Here is a 16,248-nt window from a genome sequence, read left to right as displayed (position 1 = left end):
GCAAACCACGACCACCCCTAGACCAAAGTCGCAGCGCGACAAATTGACAGCGCCCGGATGTGCTTTTACCCTGACCGAGCAGCTCTGTAAATTGGTATTACCAATTTAATCACGAAAACGTTTGAAGGCCTGCCAATTGCCGCCACGTTTTCGCCCAGGCACTCCAACAACAATTAGGGGCCACCCCATCATGCAAACCTGGCAACAGCTTTACACCCCACTCGGCAGCCTTGGCTGGTCGGCAATGGCGGCACTGATTCCGATCGTGTTCTTCTTCCTCGCCCTGGCGGTGTTCCGCCTCAAGGGCCACGTGGCTGGCAGCATCACCCTGGCGCTGTCCATCGCCGTGGCCATCTTCGCCTTCCAGATGCCCGCCGACATGGCCTTCGCCGCCGCCGGCTATGGCTTCGCGTATGGCTTGTGGCCCATCGCCTGGATCATTGTCGCCGCGGTGTTCCTCTACAAACTGACGGTTAAGAGTGGTCAGTTTGAAGTGATCCGCAGCTCGGTGCTGTCAATTACCGATGACCAACGCTTGCAGGTGCTCCTGATTGGCTTCGCCTTCGGTGCCTTCCTCGAAGGCGCTGCTGGTTTCGGCGCCCCGGTGGCCATTACCGCCGCCCTGCTGGTCGGCCTGGGGTTCAACCCGCTGTACGCCGCCGGCCTGTGCCTGATCGCCAACACCGCCCCGGTAGCCTTCGGCGCCCTCGGCATCCCGATCACCGTGGCCGGCCAGGTCACCGGCATTGACCCGTTCAAGATCGGCGCCATGACTGGCCGCCAACTGCCCTTCCTGTCCGTACTGGTGCCGTTCTGGCTGGTAGCGATGATGGATGGCTGGCGCGGCATCAAGGAAACCTGGCCGGCTGCCCTGGTGGCCGGTGTCAGTTTCGCCATCACCCAATACCTGACTTCCAACTTCATCGGCCCGGAACTGCCGGACATCACCTCGGCACTGGTCAGCCTGATTTCCCTGACCCTATTCCTCAAGTTCTGGCAGCCAGCCCGCGCGGCCAAAGCCGCCGTCGCAGGCGTCAGCCCGGCCATCAGCGCCTTTGCTGGCGGCTTTGGCGGCGCTCGCAGCACCAGCGCTTCGCCGTATAGCTTCGGGCAGATACTCAAAGCCTGGTCGCCGTTCCTGATCCTCACCGTGCTGGTCACCATCTGGACACTGAAACCCTTCAAGGCGCTGTTCGCCGTCGGCGGCGCCCTGGAAAGTTGGGTGCTGTACTTCGCCATCCCGCACCTGGATCAACTGGTGATCAAGGTCGCGCCAATCGTGCTCAACCCCACGCCGATTGCCGCCATCTACAAACTGGACCCAGTCTCGGCCACCGGCACGGCGATCTTCTTCTCCGCGCTGATTTCCATGCTGGTCCTGCGCATTGATGTGAAAACTGGTCTGACCACCCTGCGTGACACCCTGATCGAGCTGAAACTGCCCATCCTGTCGATCGGCATGGTGCTGGCTTTCGCCTTCGTCACCAACTACTCGGGCATGTCCTCGACGCTCGCCCTGGTACTGGCCGGCACTGGTGTGCTGTTCCCGTTCTTCTCGCCGTTCCTCGGCTGGCTGGGCGTGTTTCTCACCGGTTCGGATACCTCGTCCAACGCCCTGTTCAGCTCGCTGCAAGCCACCACCGCGCACCAGATCGGCGTCGATCCGACCTTGCTGGTGGCGGCCAATACCAGTGGCGGCGTGACTGGCAAGATGATCTCGCCGCAATCGATCGCCGTGGCCTGCGCTGCCACCGGCCTGGTGGGTAAGGAGTCGGACCTGTTCCGCTTCACCCTCAAGCACAGCCTGATCTTCGCCGCCTTCGTCGGCCTGATCACCCTGCTGCAGGCGTATGTGTTCACCGGCATGCTGGTCCACTAACCGTTCGGCTCTGCTGCGCGTCGGCGATCCGGCGCCAGCAATGGCCGCAAGCTGCTTATTTCAGCTCGCGGCCATTTCGGTTCGGTCTCGCCGCAACTGGCGAGATCTGGCCGAAGTCACCCAGCTCCAGTACTTGAATTGGTATGAATCCCATGATCATTTCCGCCTCCACCGACTACCGCGCCGCTGCCCAGCGCAAGCTGCCGCCGTTCCTGTTTCACTACATCGACGGTGGCGCCTACGCCGAGCACACGCTGCGCCGTAACGTCAGCGACCTGGCCGACATCGCCCTGCGCCAGCGGGTGTTGCGCGACATGTCGCAGCTGAGCCTAGAAACCCAATTGCTGGGTGAAACCCTGGCCATGCCGGTGGCCCTCGCACCGGTCGGCCTGACGGGCATGTACGCCCGCCGCGGCGAAGTGCAGGCGGCCAAAGCAGCCGCCGCTAAAGGCATTCCCTTCACCCTATCGACCGTCTCGGTGTGCCCGATTGAAGAAGTGGCGCCCGCCATCAGCCGACCCATGTGGTTCCAGCTGTATGTATTGAAAGACCGCGGCTTTATGAAGAACGCCCTGGAGCGGGCCAAGGCCGCCGGCGTCACCACCCTGGTGTTCACCGTCGATATGCCCGTGCCCGGCGCTCGCTACCGTGACGCCCATTCCGGCATGAGCGGCCCCAATGCGCCGCTGCGCCGCATGCTGCAAGCCATGACCCATCCAAGCTGGGCCTTGGACGTCGGCCTGCTCGGCCGTCCTCACGACCTGGGCAACATCTCCACCTACCGTGGCAATCCCACGGGCCTCGCCGACTACATTGGCTGGCTGGGCGAGAACTTCGACCCGTCGATCTCGTGGAAAGACCTGCAGTGGATTCGCGATTTCTGGGACGGCCCCATGGTCATCAAGGGCATCCTCGACCCTGAAGACGCCAAAGATGCGGTGCGCTTCGGTGCCGACGGCATCGTCGTCTCCAACCACGGCGGTCGTCAGCTCGACGGCGTATTGTCCAGCGCCCGCGCCCTGCCGGCGATTGCCGACGCGGTGAAAGGCGACCTGGCGATTCTGGCCGACTCCGGCATCCGTACCGGCCTCGACGTGGTGCGCATGCTCGCCCTCGGCGCCGACAGCGTGATGCTCGGCCGCGCCTTCGTCTACGCCCTGGCCGCCGCCGGTGGTGCCGGCGTGAGCAACCTGCTGGAACTCATCGATAAAGAAATGCGCGTGGCCATGACCCTGACCGGCGCCAAGTCGATCCGCGACATCAGCGCCGAGTCGCTGGTGCGCGAACTGGGCCGTTGAGCACTGCACTGCACTTTGTAGGAGCGGCTTCAGCCGCGATGCTTTCAAGGTAAACGGCATCGCGGAACACTCCGCGCCTACAAAAAGTAACACCAGACAATAATCCGGAGCGCCCATGAGCCTGCCCGTCGCCTTTCTCGCCGCCGTCGAACGCCTGATCCCAGTCACCCGCCGCTTCGATGATCCGTTGTCGACCCTGGCCTTCGGTACCGACGCCAGCTTCTACCGACTGATCCCCAAGCTGGTGTTGCGGGTTGAGAGCGAGGCCGAAGTCGTCGAGCTGCTGCAACTGGCCAACATCCACCAGGTGCCGGTGACCTTCCGCGCCGCCGGCACCAGCCTTTCGGGCCAGGCCATCAGCGACTCGGTACTGATCGTTCTCGGCGACAATTGGAACGGCCGCGAACTGCTCAAAGGCGGCGCGCAGATCCGTCTGCAACCCGGAGTGATCGGCGCCCAGGCGAACGCCGTGCTGGCCCCGCTGCAACGCAAAATCGGCCCCGACCCGGCCTCGATCAACGCCTGCAAAATCGGCGGTATCGTCGCCAACAACTCCAGCGGCATGTGCTGCGGCACAGCGCAGAACAGCTATCACACCCTGGCCGGCATGCGCCTGATTTTGGCCGACGGCAGCGTACTCGATAGCGAAGACCCGCTCAGCGTGGCGCGCTTTCACGCCAGCCATGGCGAATTGCTGGAGCAACTGGCCGAACTGGGCCGGCAGACCCGTGCCAACACCGAACTGGCCGCCAAAATTCGGCATAAATACCGGCTGAAAAACACCACCGGCCTGTCACTCAATGCTCTGATCGACTACGAGCTGCCGCTGGATATCCTCAGCCATCTGATGGTCGGCTCGGAAGGCACCCTGGGCTTTATCAGCTCGGTCACCTACCACACAGTGCCGGACCACCCGCACAAGGCCAGCGCACTGGTGGTATTCCCCGACGTGCAGAGCTGCTGCCACGCCGTGACGGTGCTGAAAAGCCAACCGGTGTCGGCAGTGGAATTACTGGATCGGCGCAGCCTGCGCTCGGTCGAGAACAAGGCTGGCATGCCTGTGTGGGTCAAGGCGCTGTCCGCCAACGCCTGCGCCCTGCTGATCGAATCCCGCGCCGCCAGCCAAGCGCTGCTGCAGGAGCAGCTGGCGCAGATCATGGCCTCCATCGCCCACTTCCCGGTGGAAAAACAGGTCGATTTCAGCAGCGACCCAGTCGTCTATGAACAGCTGTGGAAGATCCGCAAGGACACCTTCCCCGCCGTCGGCGCCGTCCGCCAGACCGGCACCACGGTGATCATCGAAGACGTGACCTTCCCGGTCGAGCAACTGGCCGCAGGCGTCAATCGTCTGCTGAAACTGTTCGACAAACACCACTACGACGAAGCGATCATTTTCGGCCACGCCCTGGAAGGCAACCTGCACTTCGTCTTCACCCAAGGCTTCGACACACCTGAGCAGGTGGCGCGCTACTCGGCCTTTATGGACGAAGTGACGCAACTGGTGGCGGTCGAGTTCGGTGGTTCACTTAAGGCCGAGCACGGCACCGGGCGCAATATGGCGCCCTTCGTCGAGCTGGAATGGGGCAGCGATGCCTACCAGTTGATGTGGACGATCAAACACCTACTCGACCCCCACGGCATCCTCAACCCCGACGTGGTGCTGTCTGTTGACCCGCAAATCCACCTCAAACACCTGAAGCCGCTACCGGCCGCCGACGAAATCGTCGACAAGTGTATCGAGTGCGGTTTCTGCGAGCCGGTCTGCCCGGCCAAGGGCCTGACCCTCAGCCCGCGCCAACGCATCGTCATCTGGCGCGACATCCAGGCCAAACAGCGTGCCGGCATCGACACCACGGAGCTGGAACAGGCCTATCAGTACCAAGGCATCGACACCTGCGCCGCCACCGGTCTATGCGCCCAACGCTGCCCGGTGGGCATCAATACCGGCGATCTGGTGCGTAAACTACGCGCCCGTGACGCGCACCACGCAGGCACCGCCAACTGGCTGGCTGGCCACTTTGCCAATGCACTAGCCGGCACACGGCTGACCCTGATGGCGGCCAACGGCGTCCGCCAATTGCTCGGCGCACCGCGCTTGGCCAAAGCCTCCAGCGTGCTACGCAGCCTCTCCGGCAATCGCCTACCGCAGTGGACGGCAGCCATGCCGCAAGCGGCGCAATCCATTCGCCTCACCGCGCCGAGCGCTGATCAGCGCCCGCGCGTGGTCTATCTGGCTGCCTGTGTTTCGCGCGCCATGGGCCCGTCATTCAGCGACACCGAGCAAGTTTCGCTGCTCGACAAGACCCGTGGCCTGCTGGAAAAAGGCGGCTTCCAGGTGGTATTCCCGGACGACCTGGACAACCTCTGCTGCGGCCAACCATTCGCCTCCAAAGGCTACGCAGAACAAGCTGACAGCAAGCGCCAGGAGCTGATCAACGCCCTGCTCAAAGCCAGTCGTGGCGGCCTCGACCCGATCTACTGCGACACCAGCCCCTGCACCCTGCGCCTGCTGCAAGACGGCCTGGACCCACGACTGAAACTGCACGACCCAGTGAAATTCATTCGCGAGCATTTGCTCGAGCGCCTCACATTCACCCCGCAGCAAGCCCCCGTGGCCGTGCACGTCACCTGCAGCACCCAACACTTGGGCGAAGCCCAGGGCCTGCTCGACATCGTCAGCCGCTGCACGCAGCAACTGGTTGTGCCGGAAGGCATCCACTGCTGTGGCTTTGCCGGCGACAAAGGCTTCACCACTCCCGAACTGAATGCCCACGCGTTACGCAGCCTGAAGGACGCGGTGCAAATCTGCGAGGAAGGCGTCTCCACCAGCCGCACCTGCGAGATCGGCCTGTCCCATCATGCCGGCATCGACTATCACGGCCTGGTCTATCTGGTCGACCGCGTCACCACGGCAAGGTCCGCGATCTAACACCAGGGGAACCAATCACCACGACGGGCTTCCTATCTTGAAAGCCCGCCCGTGGAGAATACCGATGCGCCGCCTCAGCCTGTTTATCTGCAGCCTCCTGTTCAGCACCGCACTCTGGGCCATGCACTGCCCCACCGACATGGCCAAGATCGACGAAATCCTCAAAAACGACCCACCCAGAGACCAGACCGTACTGGCTGAAGTCCGCAAGCTGCGCGCCAAAGGCGAAAGCCTGCACAAGGCCGGCAAGCACGACGAATCGGTCAAGGTACTCAACGAAGCGCTGCAACTGCTCGACGCCAGCAACTAGCCAAAACGCCGTGACTGTCGACGCTAGGGAACCTTTCCCGTAAACTGCCGGTCAGAGCTGTGTAACTACAGCTTTGGGGCCGATTAGGATTCGACGCCGGTCGCGAAACTTTAGGGGCATGCCGAGTAGGTAACAGGACTCGTAAATCCACTGTTGCAAAAATCCATAATTGCCAATGACGACAATTACGGTGCGCAACTAGCTGCGTAAGCAGCCAAGTGCCACTTCTGGTAGCTTCGGCTCCAGCAATCATCAGGGGATGTCTGTAAACCCAAAATGATTGTCAGATAGAACAGAATCGCCGTGCAGTATGTTGTGGACGAATCGGCTAAAACTTACACAACTCGCCCAAAGCACCCTGCCCGTCGGGCGGCCAAGGGTTAACTCAGTAGACACGGCTAAGCATGTAGAACCGACAGCGGAGTACTGGCGGACGGGGGTTCAAATCCCCCCGGCTCCACCAAATGCACCAACCTAAACCCCTGATTTTCCTAGGAATTTCGGGGGTTTTTGTTTTCAGAAGTAGCGGGTGTCGAAGAAGTGTCGAAAAGTCAGGCGCGCTTTAAGGTGTCGGCTTCAAGATCGGCAAAATTGGTGATTCTCACCGAGCCCTCAGGAAAACGCGCAACCACCTCCAGTTGCCCACCCATGGCTTCGATATGGCTTCGCAGGGTGGATATGTACATATCAGTGCGGCGCTCCATCTTGGCAATCGACGGCTGCTGCACATGCAGCACTTCTGCCAGCACCTTCTGAGACCAGCCACGCGCCTGACGAAGCTCATTCAGCGGCATTTCAGCCAGCAGCACCTGGGCTTTCTCTTCCGCACGGGCAAGGGACTCCGGCGACATTTTTGCGCGCAGCTCTGCAAATTTCTTAGCCATTTATCAAACCCTCCTTTCTAAGCTCTTCTAAGTGCTCATCGTATAGCCGGTCAGCGACCGGGACATTCACGTCATACCAGCGATCATCGCCAGTTTTGTCGCCACCGATAAGCAAAATGGCTGACCGCCTGGGATCGAAGGCATACAACGTCCGAAACGGGCGGCCATCGTGTTGTGTTCTCAACTCCCGCATGTGGCCGTGGCGTGAGCCATGGATGCCGCTGCTATGCGGAAAACCAAGCGCTTGGCCACGTTCTTCAAGCAGTCGAACGGACACATCTAGCGATTCCTGCTCATCAGCAGAAAGCCCTTCCCACCACTCACCGAACTCATCGGTGTATTCCACTTCCCAAGTCATAGGATAAATATAGCCCCTAAGGAATATTCCATCAACGGAATATAATATTCGACAACGGCCCCAAGCGCACAGCCTCCACCAGATGCTCAGGGGCCAAGTGGGCATAGCGCATGGTCATAGCCAAGCTGGAGTGCCCGAGGATTTTTTGCAGGGTCAGGATGTTGCCGCCGTTTTGAATGAAGTGGCTGGCGAAGGTATGGCGTAGGCCATGCCCAATAGGCCGATCCAACCGGAACCCAGAAAGATATTAAGGGCGGCCGACCTGGGAAGGTGATGCCTAAAGAAAGCGGCCGGGCAAACCAAGCAGCGAGCAGAAGCACCGTAAGCGGAAGACGAAGATCAAATACCCCATGGGCGCACCGGCTCGGCCGAGCGGGCGTCAGACCCTGCCCTGACGAATCAAGTAACGTCAAAATCAATCGCGATCTGCCTAGTGGTGTTAGTCCCTTGGCGATCCCTTTGAGAGCTTCCGATACTCGCTTGGTGACTGTCCGAACCAGCGCCGGAACGCCCGCGCGAAGGCGGTAGAGTCACCGTAGCCAAGCTGAAACGCCAGGTCGTCCTGCTTCATCTCGGTACTTTCCAATAGTTGCCCAGCGAGTTGTTTACGCTCGGCTTCGACGAGATTGCGGAAGCTGGTGCCTTCCTCTGTCAGCCTTCGATGCAGGCTGCGCGGCGCCATCGCCAACTGACTTGCAACATCTTCTAAGGAGGCTGCCAGCCCGGCTGCACCGAGGAGAAGTTGCCGGACCTGGCCGGTTATGCCGCCAACTTGCCGCCTATCCAGTTGCGCGCGGCACTGTTCTTCCAATAGCCGGACCAGATGCGCGTCATACATTGGCAGAGGTAACTCCGCATCCTGCCGACGCAGCACTAAGGCGTTGCGCGAACATCCATAGTGAGGGGCGATGCCGCTAAGTACTTCGATCCGGCCAGCGTGCGCGGGCGCCCGCCCCTGAAACTCAAGCCGCAGTATTTGCAATCCCGAGAGTGCGAGCTCGTCGAACAGGCGGACAGCTGTCGCAATATCTCGCTCCAGTAAGAACTGCCGCAGATGATGCGGAATCGCTGAGGCGTCGACACTGATGCCGTATTCATGGGGACCGCGGAATATCGCCAATTTGCAGTACGCCGTGCTCAGTGGCAGATAGCGCAGCGCGCACTGAACAGCCTCGCGCACACTGCGGCTGGTCCGCAGTGCAAACCCCCAGATGCCGAAAGTCGCAACGTTGTACCGCAGGCCAAGTTCGAAGCCCAGCGCGGGAACGTCCGGCAAGGCGAGCATCAGGTTTTCAATCAGACGCATCTCCTGCTCGCGCTCAATCAGGACATCCGCGTCCCGCAGTTGCGCTTCGATGATGCCAGTGCCTAACAGGCAGGTCTGTACATCGACGTCGTAACGCGCAGCGAAGTTCACCATCACCTGACTGATGGCGACGGGGTGCTTAAAACTCGCGTGTGTTGGTATGCCCATGCCGGAATTTTCTGAAATACCGATGCGATACGACTTGGCCAGAAATGCATGGCAAAAGGCCCCCTATATCCTGCCAAGGGTACACGACTGCCCGCTAAGGTTGCGTAACCAACAAACAACAAGAACGTCCCAGGAGGACGAGCATGGATACGGATCTCAACGCACTGAATAAACAGGCCATCGACACGGCCCGCGAATACACCGCCGAACTGGCCTGGCCGACGATGGCGCTGGTGCTGCTGGTGTGGGCATCGCTCATCGCGGACTTGTACCTGTTCGCGATAGGTCAGCTGTCGCTGATACCCGCGTTGCTCATCTACGCCATCGTCACCTACATGTCCTACACACCTCTACATGAGGCCGTGCATAGCAACATCCATGGCGACAATGATCGACTGCAGTGGCTCAATGACCTATGCGGGTACCTTGTAGCCCCCTTGATCATGGTGCCGTTCTCTACCCACAAGGTCGAACATTTCACCCATCATCGCTATACCAACCAACCGGACAAGGATCCAGACTATGTCGTTAGCGGCATGCGCGGCGGCCCAATCGCCTTTGTGCTTTGCGGACTTCGTTTTCTGTGGATCCAGAACACCTTCCTGTTCCGCGACTATTGGGCGACCGCGCCGCGACGGATTAAAGCGACCTACATTGCTGAGGTGCTGCTCGCGATCGGCTGGCGGGTCGCGTTCATAACACTGATTGCGCAAGAACATGCCTGGGCATTGCTCGTGTTCGGCTACTTGGCCGGTGCATTCTTCGTCGCGTACTGGTTCGCCTATCGCCCTCACCTGCCATACAAGGACTCTACTCGGTACCGGAACACCAACAGCCTGATCATGCCTGTGTGGATGAAGCCGCTGGAGTGGTTCTGGCTCGGCCAGAACCTACACTCCGTGCACCACCTATTCCCGCGGGTGCCGTTCTATCGATACCACGCATTGCATCGCAGGATCGAGCCAATCATGCGTGCTCACGGTACGCCTATGATCGGCATTTTCAGCCGGCGCAACGTTGAATCTGCGCGACGGTCGGAGTAGCCGGGACGGCAGCACAACCAGCGGGAAGTGTATTCCAGCCATCACTTGCGCCACTCCAAACCCAACCACTGCGCTCACGCTCACAGCACCCGCCTAACGCTCCTCTTCCTGCGTCCAGCTCAATGCCTCCAGCGCGGCGGCTACGTGGATGCGGTTGTCTTCTAGCGGTCGCGGCAACAACTCCTCCGCGCGGGCGAGGCGGCGCAGCAGGGTGTTGCGGTGGGTGTGCAGGCGTTGGGCGGCGAGAGTTGCGTTGCTGCCACAAGCGAGAAAGGTCAGCAGGGTGCGGCGCAGTTGTGGGGACGCGCTGGTGAGCTGCCCGAGGGTATGAGCCACGAAGCGCTGATTGGCCTTGGGGTCGCGGGTCATCAGTGACACCAGGCGGATGCGGTCGAAGCTGACGACCCGCGTGCTCGATTGCAAGCGACCGAGCACCCGCTGGGTGGTCAGTGCATCCAAATGGGCACGGCGGAAACCTTCGATGCCCTGCCCTGCGCTGCCAATGGCCAGGCGCACACCGGGCAGGTTTTTGATCGAGGCTTGCAACACCGCCAGATCAACCGGCTGCTCCGCTGCAATCCACACCCACAGGGTGGCCGTGTTGGCGAGCACGGTCAGCGACTGGCGACTGGCGGCTGCCGGTGCAACGCATCAACGCAGCGGCAGCACTTTCCAGCGTGGCCAGTTGGGTGTCGGCCTCCTCGCTCCAAATCACCGCGGCATGGTGGGCCTGCTCCAGGGTGTAGCCGAGCTGGCGGCTGGCCTGATGCACGTTGACCTCGCCGCCCTCGACAATCCTGGTGACCAGCTCGCGCCGCTCCACATGGGAGTCACGCAGGCGGGCTTCACGCTCGCTGCGCAGAAACTCAGCGAGAATTTCCATGCTGCCGTCGATGTAATCGCCAATCGAACGTGCCGACAGCGCCAGCAAACTGCGCAGCTCCTGCGGATCGGTGGTGAGCTCGAAGGCAATTGTCATCCACTGCTGCCAGGCCGTGCCCTGCGCCGCCCGCGAGGCATTGAACAGCAGCTCGGTTTTGCCACGCCGCAGCAGTTCCCGCGCCACGCTGAGCTCGTCGGCTGGCAGGTAAGGCGGTACCGGTTCGCCGGGGTTTTCGATATTCGCCCGCGCCCAGTGAATCACGCTGAAGCGCGCCGCCCGCCGCGAGGCGGACATCAGCACGGGATCGTCCGCCAGGATGATCATGCTTTTGAGCGACAGGCCAGCCAGGTCGATTGCCTCCAGCCAGTCGGCCGGGGCATTGAGCACATGCTCAGCCCCCTGGCGCAGCAGCTCGCGCACCCGTGGCGTGGGGGTGGGCCATTGGCCCGAAGGCGGACTGGGGAAGCTCAACTGCATGGCAAGGTCTCCGCGCACGGGAAAAACAGCAGCAGCCCCATGATTGATACGAAATGCACCATTCAAGACAACTGTCGGTGCACTTTATACCTTGCCGCACATAGGCCTTGTCAAAAACACTCTGTCACTACTTAACCATCCACTTCGGGGAGCCGTCTTTGAGCGTCCATCAGCAACCGCCCATCGAGCACGTCGATGTCCTGATCATCGGCGCCGGCCTTTCTGGCATCGGTGCTGCCTACTACCTGCAGCGCGATCTGCCGGGTAAGCGCTATGCCATTCTGGAGGCGCGCGAGGCCAGCGGCGGGACCTGGGATTTGTTCCGCTACCCCGGCATCCGCTCCGACTCGGACCTCTACACCTTCGGCTACGAATTCAAGCCGTGGCTCAGCCCCAAGGCGATTGCCGACGCAGATTTGATCCTCGATTACCTGCGCGAAACGGCCAGCGAAAATGGCATCGACCAACACATCCGCTACCAGCACAAAGTGAAGCGTGCCGACTGGTGCAGCGAGACCGCGCGCTGGACCCTGGACATTGAGCGCCTGGACAGCGGCGAACAGCAGTGCATGACCTGCACCTGGCTGTTCTCGGCGGCCGGCTATTACCGCTACGACGAAGGCTTCACCCCGCACTTCGAGGGTGTGGAGCAGTACACCGGCCAGCTGATCCACCCGCAAAAGTGGCCCGAGAATCTCGACTACAGCGGCAAGCGCGTACTGGTGATTGGCAGCGGCGCCACCGCCGTGACCCTGGTGCCGGCCATGACCGACAAAGCCGCCCACGTGACCATGCTGCAGCGCACCCCCAGCTATGTGTTGGACGTGCCTCTGGAAGACCCCATCGCCAAACTGCTGCGCAAGTGGCTGCCCAGCGAGCGCGCCTACGCGCTGACGCGGCGCAAGAACATCCTCATCGCCCGTGGCATCTGGCTGCTGTGCCAGAAGTACCCACGCTTTGCCCGGCGCCTGATCCGCTTCTTCAATAAGCGCAGCCTGCCCAAAGACTACCCGGTGGACGAGCACTTCAACCCGCCTTACAACCCCTGGGAGCAGCGCCTTTGTGCGGTGCCGGATGGCGACCTGTTCAAGCGTTTGGCCGATGGCAGCGCCTCGATCGTCACCGATCATATCCGCACCTTCACCCCGCGCGGCGTGGCCTTGAAGTCTGGACGCGAGCTGGAGGCCGACATCATCGTCACCGCCACCGGACTCAACCTGCAGCTTTTCGGCGGCATGACGATGACCATCGATGGCGAAGCCGTGGACGTCTCTCGCAAGGTGGCCTTCAAAGGCATGATGCTCGATGGCCTGCCTAACTTTGCCTTCGCGGTCGGCTACACCAACTCGTCCTGGACCCTCAAAGTCGGCCTGCTGTGCGAGCACTTCTGTCGTCTGGTGGCGCACCTGGACCAGCACGGCCATGCCTACTGCTACCCACAACTGCCCAGCAGCGACATGCCCACTCGTCCCCTGCTCGACTTTGGCGCCGGCTACGTGCAGCGCGCCCTGCCGATGCTGCCGCGACAAGGTCTGGGTGCGCCCTGGCTGATGTCGATGAACTACCTGGAAGACGCCAAGGTGCTGCGCCAGGGGCCGGTACTCGACCCGAACCTGAAATTCGCCGCAGCTGGAACCCGGATCACGCCGGTGTCGGACGGAACACGCCAACCGGCAACCGCCTGACAAGCGAACAGTGCAGACAACCTTATTGGCCAGGACAACAACAATGAAAAACTTCGCCAACAAAATCATCGTCATCACCGGCGCAGGCTCCGGCATGGGCCGCGCCTATGCCCTGGAGTTTGCCCGTTTGGGCGCGCGCCTCGCCCTCAACGACTATGACCCCGTCGGCCTGGCAGAAACCGTGCAGTTACTGGAGTCATCCGCCTCCCCGGCCGTCTTCAGCCAGGCCTTCGACGTCGGCAACCGTGAGGCGATGAATGCCTTCGCTGCCGCCGCTCAACAGGAGTTGGGCAATGCCCACGTGATCATCAATAACGCTGGCATCGGCGGCGGTGGTCAGCCGGTGTGGGCCATGACCGACAACGATTACGAGCGCACCTTGCAGATCAATTTCTTCGGCGTGGTCTACGGCACCCGCGCGTTCCTGCCACAGCTGCTGGCCAATGGCGAAGGGGCAATCGTCAACGTCTCCAGCGTGTTTGGCCTGGTCGGCACGCCCAACTCGTCGGACTACTGCGCCGCCAAATTTGCCGTGCGCGGTTTTAGCGAATCACTGATGGTGGAACTGGAGGAAAGCCCGATCTCGGTGCACCTGGTACATCCAGGCGGCATCCGTACCAACATCGCCAAGGGCACCCCAAACGGCGAGGCATTCACCCGTAAATACCTGAAGACCGACCCTGCCGACGTCGCCCGCGAGGTGATTCAGTGCATCCGCAGCGGCAAGCAGCGCATCGTCCTCGGCCACCAGTCCACACAGCTGTGGCTGGCGTCTTGGGCGCTGTCGCTGGAGCGACGCAACCGCATGCTCTACCGAATGCTCAAAAGCATGCTCGACCCCCGGCAATACGACCTGGTGCGCCGCCGCACCGCCGAGTCCCCCCGGCCATGCACAGACAACAACGAGGCAGCCCGATGAACAATCGAATCAGCGATCCAGACCGGATCATCCCACGGGAAAACATCGACTTCGGGCTGGACGCCAGCATCCCCCGCTACTGGTACGCCAACGACCCGTATAAGACCCGCGTCATGGATGGCATGCAGCTGTATTTCCCCGAAGGCGAGCGCTACTTCATCACCAGCGTGCGACCCTTTCGTGAGCAGATCAGCGACCCGATTCTGGCCAAGCACGTCAAAGACTTCACCCGCCAGGAAGGCCAGCACGGCATCGCCCATACCCAGTTCAACCAATTGCTGCGCGCCCAAGGCATGCCGGTCGACGAGATGCTGGCCATGCAAAAGAAGCGCAACAACTTCTGGCTTACGCGTTTTTCCCAGGAGTTCAACCTGGCGCTAACGGGCGCCTTCGAGCACTTCACGGCCCTGCTCGCAGAGGGGTTCTTCTCGCGCAAACAGGTCATGGAAGGCGCCGACCCACGCGTGAAAGCCCTGTTCGCCTGGCACGCCATTGAAGAAATGGAACACAAGGCGGTGGTCTTCAACGTGATGACCACGGTGGCCAAGGTTGGCTACTTCAAGCGCAGCGCCGCGATGGTCTACGCCACCCTGGAAATGACCTTCGAGACCTATCGCAGCACCGACGTGTTACTCAAGGCGGACGGTTTCAGTTGGCTTGAGCGCAAGCGCATGTTCTTCGCGCACCTGCCCTGGATGTATGGCCGTAACGGCGTGTTCAGCTCCTTCAGCGGGATGATCCTGGCTTACCTGAAGCCGGGTTTTCACCCCGACGATATTCCCGTCGTGCACAACTACCCAGACTGGATTCAGGCCTACGAGCGCACCGGCGACCCAGGCCAGGCGTGCGATGCACTGATCGCTGCGGCTTACTGAGCACGCGTAAAAAAGCCACGGTGCCCTAAAGACGCCGTGGCTTTTTACGTTCTACTGCTGATCTCGGCAGGCCCCGGCGGGCAAAACGCCTTAGCGCTTGGGCAACGGTTTGAAGCCGCTCGGACTGTCGCACTGATACTGCGCGAGGGTCAGATAGCCGAAGTCTTTTTTCGGCGGAATAAAGCCCTCCGGTTCAAGCACATCCAGGCTCGATGCGGTTTTATGGCCCTTGGTTTTCCAACCGACGACGACCACCGAACTGTGCTGATGCGCCAGCGCAATGCCGACCTTGCCGCTTGTGTCATTGCTGCACCACAGCGAAACGGCAGCCATCATGATGGCCTCCAGATGCTCTTCATTGACCCTGCTGGCAAATTCGGAGCTGAGCAACCAACGGTAAAAGCTGGCGTGCAGGGTCCAGTTCAACGGCAGGTTCTGGGCACAGGCGGTTTTGATAAAGCCGCGAAACATGTTCATGCCATCAGGGCCATCGAGCTTTAGCAGCCCAGGGCACAGATCAAACAGCGTGTGCCAATAGACCCGCAAATTGCTGTCGATCTGGGTAAAGGTTTTGGTGGTGAGTGGATAACCGGCGAGAAACCGATGCAACGAAAGGGCATCCAGTTTTGACCGGTCAACACCCTGGGCGTTGATGTAATGAGTAGACATCTGCGTTCTCCTGAGCGAGGCGGCGTGTACGTCACGCCGGCATCGACAATCCATTCGTTCTGGCCGTTACCGAGCGTTCGGTAGCGGACGTCCGCCGTGTGCTTGAAGGTGCAAGCGCATGGCAGTAACAAAGTGCCGGGCAACGCCCTGGGCACGTTTGGAACAAAAAGGGATTACTAGACAGGAGAAGCGCGGGGATTAATGCTCGGCCAGAGTCGGCGCTTGGACACACGCCCCACCGTCATATCGACCCGGACCGCAACGGTCCGGAACAACAGGCCATGGGCTACGGGAAGTGCGCCGAGCAATGCCAGCACGCTGGCATTGGAGCAGCAACAGACGTGCTCAGCGTGAGCAGGTTCAGGCTCTTGCGGGCTCTGGATATCGAGTTTACTGAGGAGCCGGGCAACAGCCTGACTGTCGCCCGAGGAGCAAAAGCCGCCCCACATCAGCTGCTTGTTATCGGCTGCCGACAGGGCGCTGGACAACGGCATCGCGAAGACGTTGAACAGCACTGCAATGCAGGCTACCCAGACGTATTCGAGTCGACGTTGTGACATGGCGC

The 16,248-nt window shown here is 61.1% G+C and carries 15 protein-coding genes, 1 other RNA gene and 1 pseudogene; 9 read left to right on the top strand and 8 right to left on the bottom strand.

Features of this window, described 5'->3' with window-relative positions; translation table 11 throughout:
- Window positions 1–190: 190 nt before the first annotated feature.
- From AC56DI_RS06715 to ssrA, 5 genes are all read left to right on the top strand, one after another.
- Entirely contained in the window at window positions 191–1,879 is a 1,689-nt protein-coding gene (locus tag AC56DI_RS06715) for a lactate permease LctP family transporter (RefSeq protein ID WP_324519893.1), read from the top strand.
- 152 nt (window positions 1,880–2,031) lie between these two features.
- Entirely contained in the window at window positions 2,032–3,177 is a 1,146-nt protein-coding gene (gene lldD, locus AC56DI_RS06710) for an FMN-dependent L-lactate dehydrogenase LldD (protein ID WP_496345819.1), read from the top strand.
- A 115-nt stretch (window positions 3,178–3,292) separates the two neighbouring features.
- Window positions 3,293–6,106, top strand: coding sequence for an FAD-binding and (Fe-S)-binding domain-containing protein (locus AC56DI_RS06705; RefSeq protein ID WP_496345463.1), 2,814 nt, complete (start codon window positions 3,293–3,295; stop codon window positions 6,104–6,106).
- Between the two features lie 64 nt (window positions 6,107–6,170).
- Complete coding sequence (locus tag AC56DI_RS06700) at window positions 6,171–6,416, top strand: PA2433 domain-containing protein (RefSeq protein ID WP_496345462.1); 246 nt, start codon at window positions 6,171–6,173, stop codon at window positions 6,414–6,416.
- 75 nt (window positions 6,417–6,491) lie between these two features.
- Window positions 6,492–6,879: a transfer-messenger RNA gene (gene ssrA / locus AC56DI_RS06695) on the top strand.
- 88 nt (window positions 6,880–6,967) lie between these two features.
- On the opposite strand, the gene AC56DI_RS06690 is transcribed toward ssrA, so the two are convergent.
- The 4 genes and pseudogenes from AC56DI_RS06690 to AC56DI_RS06675 all read right to left on the bottom strand — a co-directional run bounded on the left by AC56DI_RS06690 (window position 6,968) and on the right by AC56DI_RS06675 (window position 9,132).
- Entirely contained in the window at window positions 6,968–7,300 is a 333-nt protein-coding gene (locus AC56DI_RS06690) for an XRE family transcriptional regulator (RefSeq protein WP_496345461.1), read from the bottom strand.
- A complete protein-coding gene (locus tag AC56DI_RS06685) occupies window positions 7,293–7,658 on the bottom strand; it encodes a type II toxin-antitoxin system RelE/ParE family toxin (protein ID WP_496345460.1) in 366 nt (121 codons plus the stop codon). Before AC56DI_RS06685 ends, AC56DI_RS06690 begins: the two co-directional genes overlap by 8 nt.
- Before the next feature lie 31 nt (window positions 7,659–7,689).
- Window positions 7,690–7,890, bottom strand: a pseudogene (locus tag AC56DI_RS06680) (tyrosine-type recombinase/integrase); the annotation flags it as partial.
- A gap of 207 nt (window positions 7,891–8,097) precedes the next feature.
- Window positions 8,098–9,132 (bottom strand): AraC family transcriptional regulator, encoded by a 1,035-nt coding sequence (locus tag AC56DI_RS06675; protein WP_496345459.1) that lies wholly within the window; start codon window positions 9,130–9,132, stop codon window positions 8,098–8,100.
- A gap of 143 nt (window positions 9,133–9,275) precedes the next feature.
- On the opposite strand from AC56DI_RS06675, the gene AC56DI_RS06670 reads away from it, so the two are divergent.
- A complete protein-coding gene (locus tag AC56DI_RS06670; protein WP_496345458.1) occupies window positions 9,276–10,175 on the top strand; it encodes a fatty acid desaturase family protein in 900 nt (299 codons plus the stop codon).
- Window positions 10,176–10,268: 93 nt separating this feature from the next.
- On the opposite strand, the gene AC56DI_RS06665 is transcribed toward AC56DI_RS06670, so the two are convergent.
- Both AC56DI_RS06665 and AC56DI_RS06660 read right to left on the bottom strand, forming a co-directional pair.
- Window positions 10,269–10,787, bottom strand: a complete 519-nt coding sequence (locus tag AC56DI_RS06665; RefSeq protein ID WP_496345457.1) for a PucR family transcriptional regulator — start codon at window positions 10,785–10,787, stop codon at window positions 10,269–10,271.
- Window positions 10,732–11,535 carry a hypothetical protein gene (locus AC56DI_RS06660; protein WP_496345456.1) on the bottom strand — a complete coding sequence of 268 codons (804 nt, stop codon included), beginning with the start codon at window positions 11,533–11,535 and terminating at the stop codon, window positions 10,732–10,734. Before AC56DI_RS06660 ends, AC56DI_RS06665 begins: the two co-directional genes overlap by 56 nt.
- A 158-nt stretch (window positions 11,536–11,693) precedes the next feature.
- Between AC56DI_RS06660 and AC56DI_RS06655 the strand changes: the two genes are divergently transcribed.
- The 3 genes from AC56DI_RS06655 to AC56DI_RS06645 are packed head-to-tail and all read left to right on the top strand — an operon-like array spanning window position 11,694 to window position 15,014.
- On the top strand, window positions 11,694–13,220 hold the full coding sequence (locus AC56DI_RS06655; protein ID WP_496345455.1) for a flavin-containing monooxygenase: 1,527 nt from the start codon (window positions 11,694–11,696) through the stop codon (window positions 13,218–13,220).
- Between the two features lie 43 nt (window positions 13,221–13,263).
- Window positions 13,264–14,139 (top strand): SDR family NAD(P)-dependent oxidoreductase, encoded by an 876-nt coding sequence (locus AC56DI_RS06650; protein ID WP_496345454.1) that lies wholly within the window; start codon window positions 13,264–13,266, stop codon window positions 14,137–14,139.
- On the top strand, window positions 14,136–15,014 hold the full coding sequence (locus AC56DI_RS06645; RefSeq protein WP_496345453.1) for a metal-dependent hydrolase: 879 nt from the start codon (window positions 14,136–14,138) through the stop codon (window positions 15,012–15,014). The genes AC56DI_RS06650 and AC56DI_RS06645 overlap by 4 nt, the downstream gene beginning before the upstream one ends.
- 90 nt (window positions 15,015–15,104) lie before the next feature.
- Here AC56DI_RS06645 and AC56DI_RS06640 read toward each other — a convergent pair whose 3' ends face one another.
- A complete protein-coding gene (locus tag AC56DI_RS06640) occupies window positions 15,105–15,683 on the bottom strand; it encodes a putative natural product biosynthesis protein (RefSeq protein WP_496345452.1) in 579 nt (192 codons plus the stop codon).
- 176 nt (window positions 15,684–15,859) lie between these two features.
- Window positions 15,860–16,243 carry a DUF2946 domain-containing protein gene (locus tag AC56DI_RS06635; RefSeq protein WP_496345451.1) on the bottom strand — a complete coding sequence of 128 codons (384 nt, stop codon included), beginning with the start codon at window positions 16,241–16,243 and terminating at the stop codon, window positions 15,860–15,862.
- Window positions 16,244–16,248 lie beyond the last annotated feature (5 nt).

It is taken from the genome of Pseudomonas sp. BGA-UO-ETr-WB11 (genome assembly GCF_059567785.1).
This window is presented reverse-complemented; position numbering and strand designations above follow the sequence as displayed.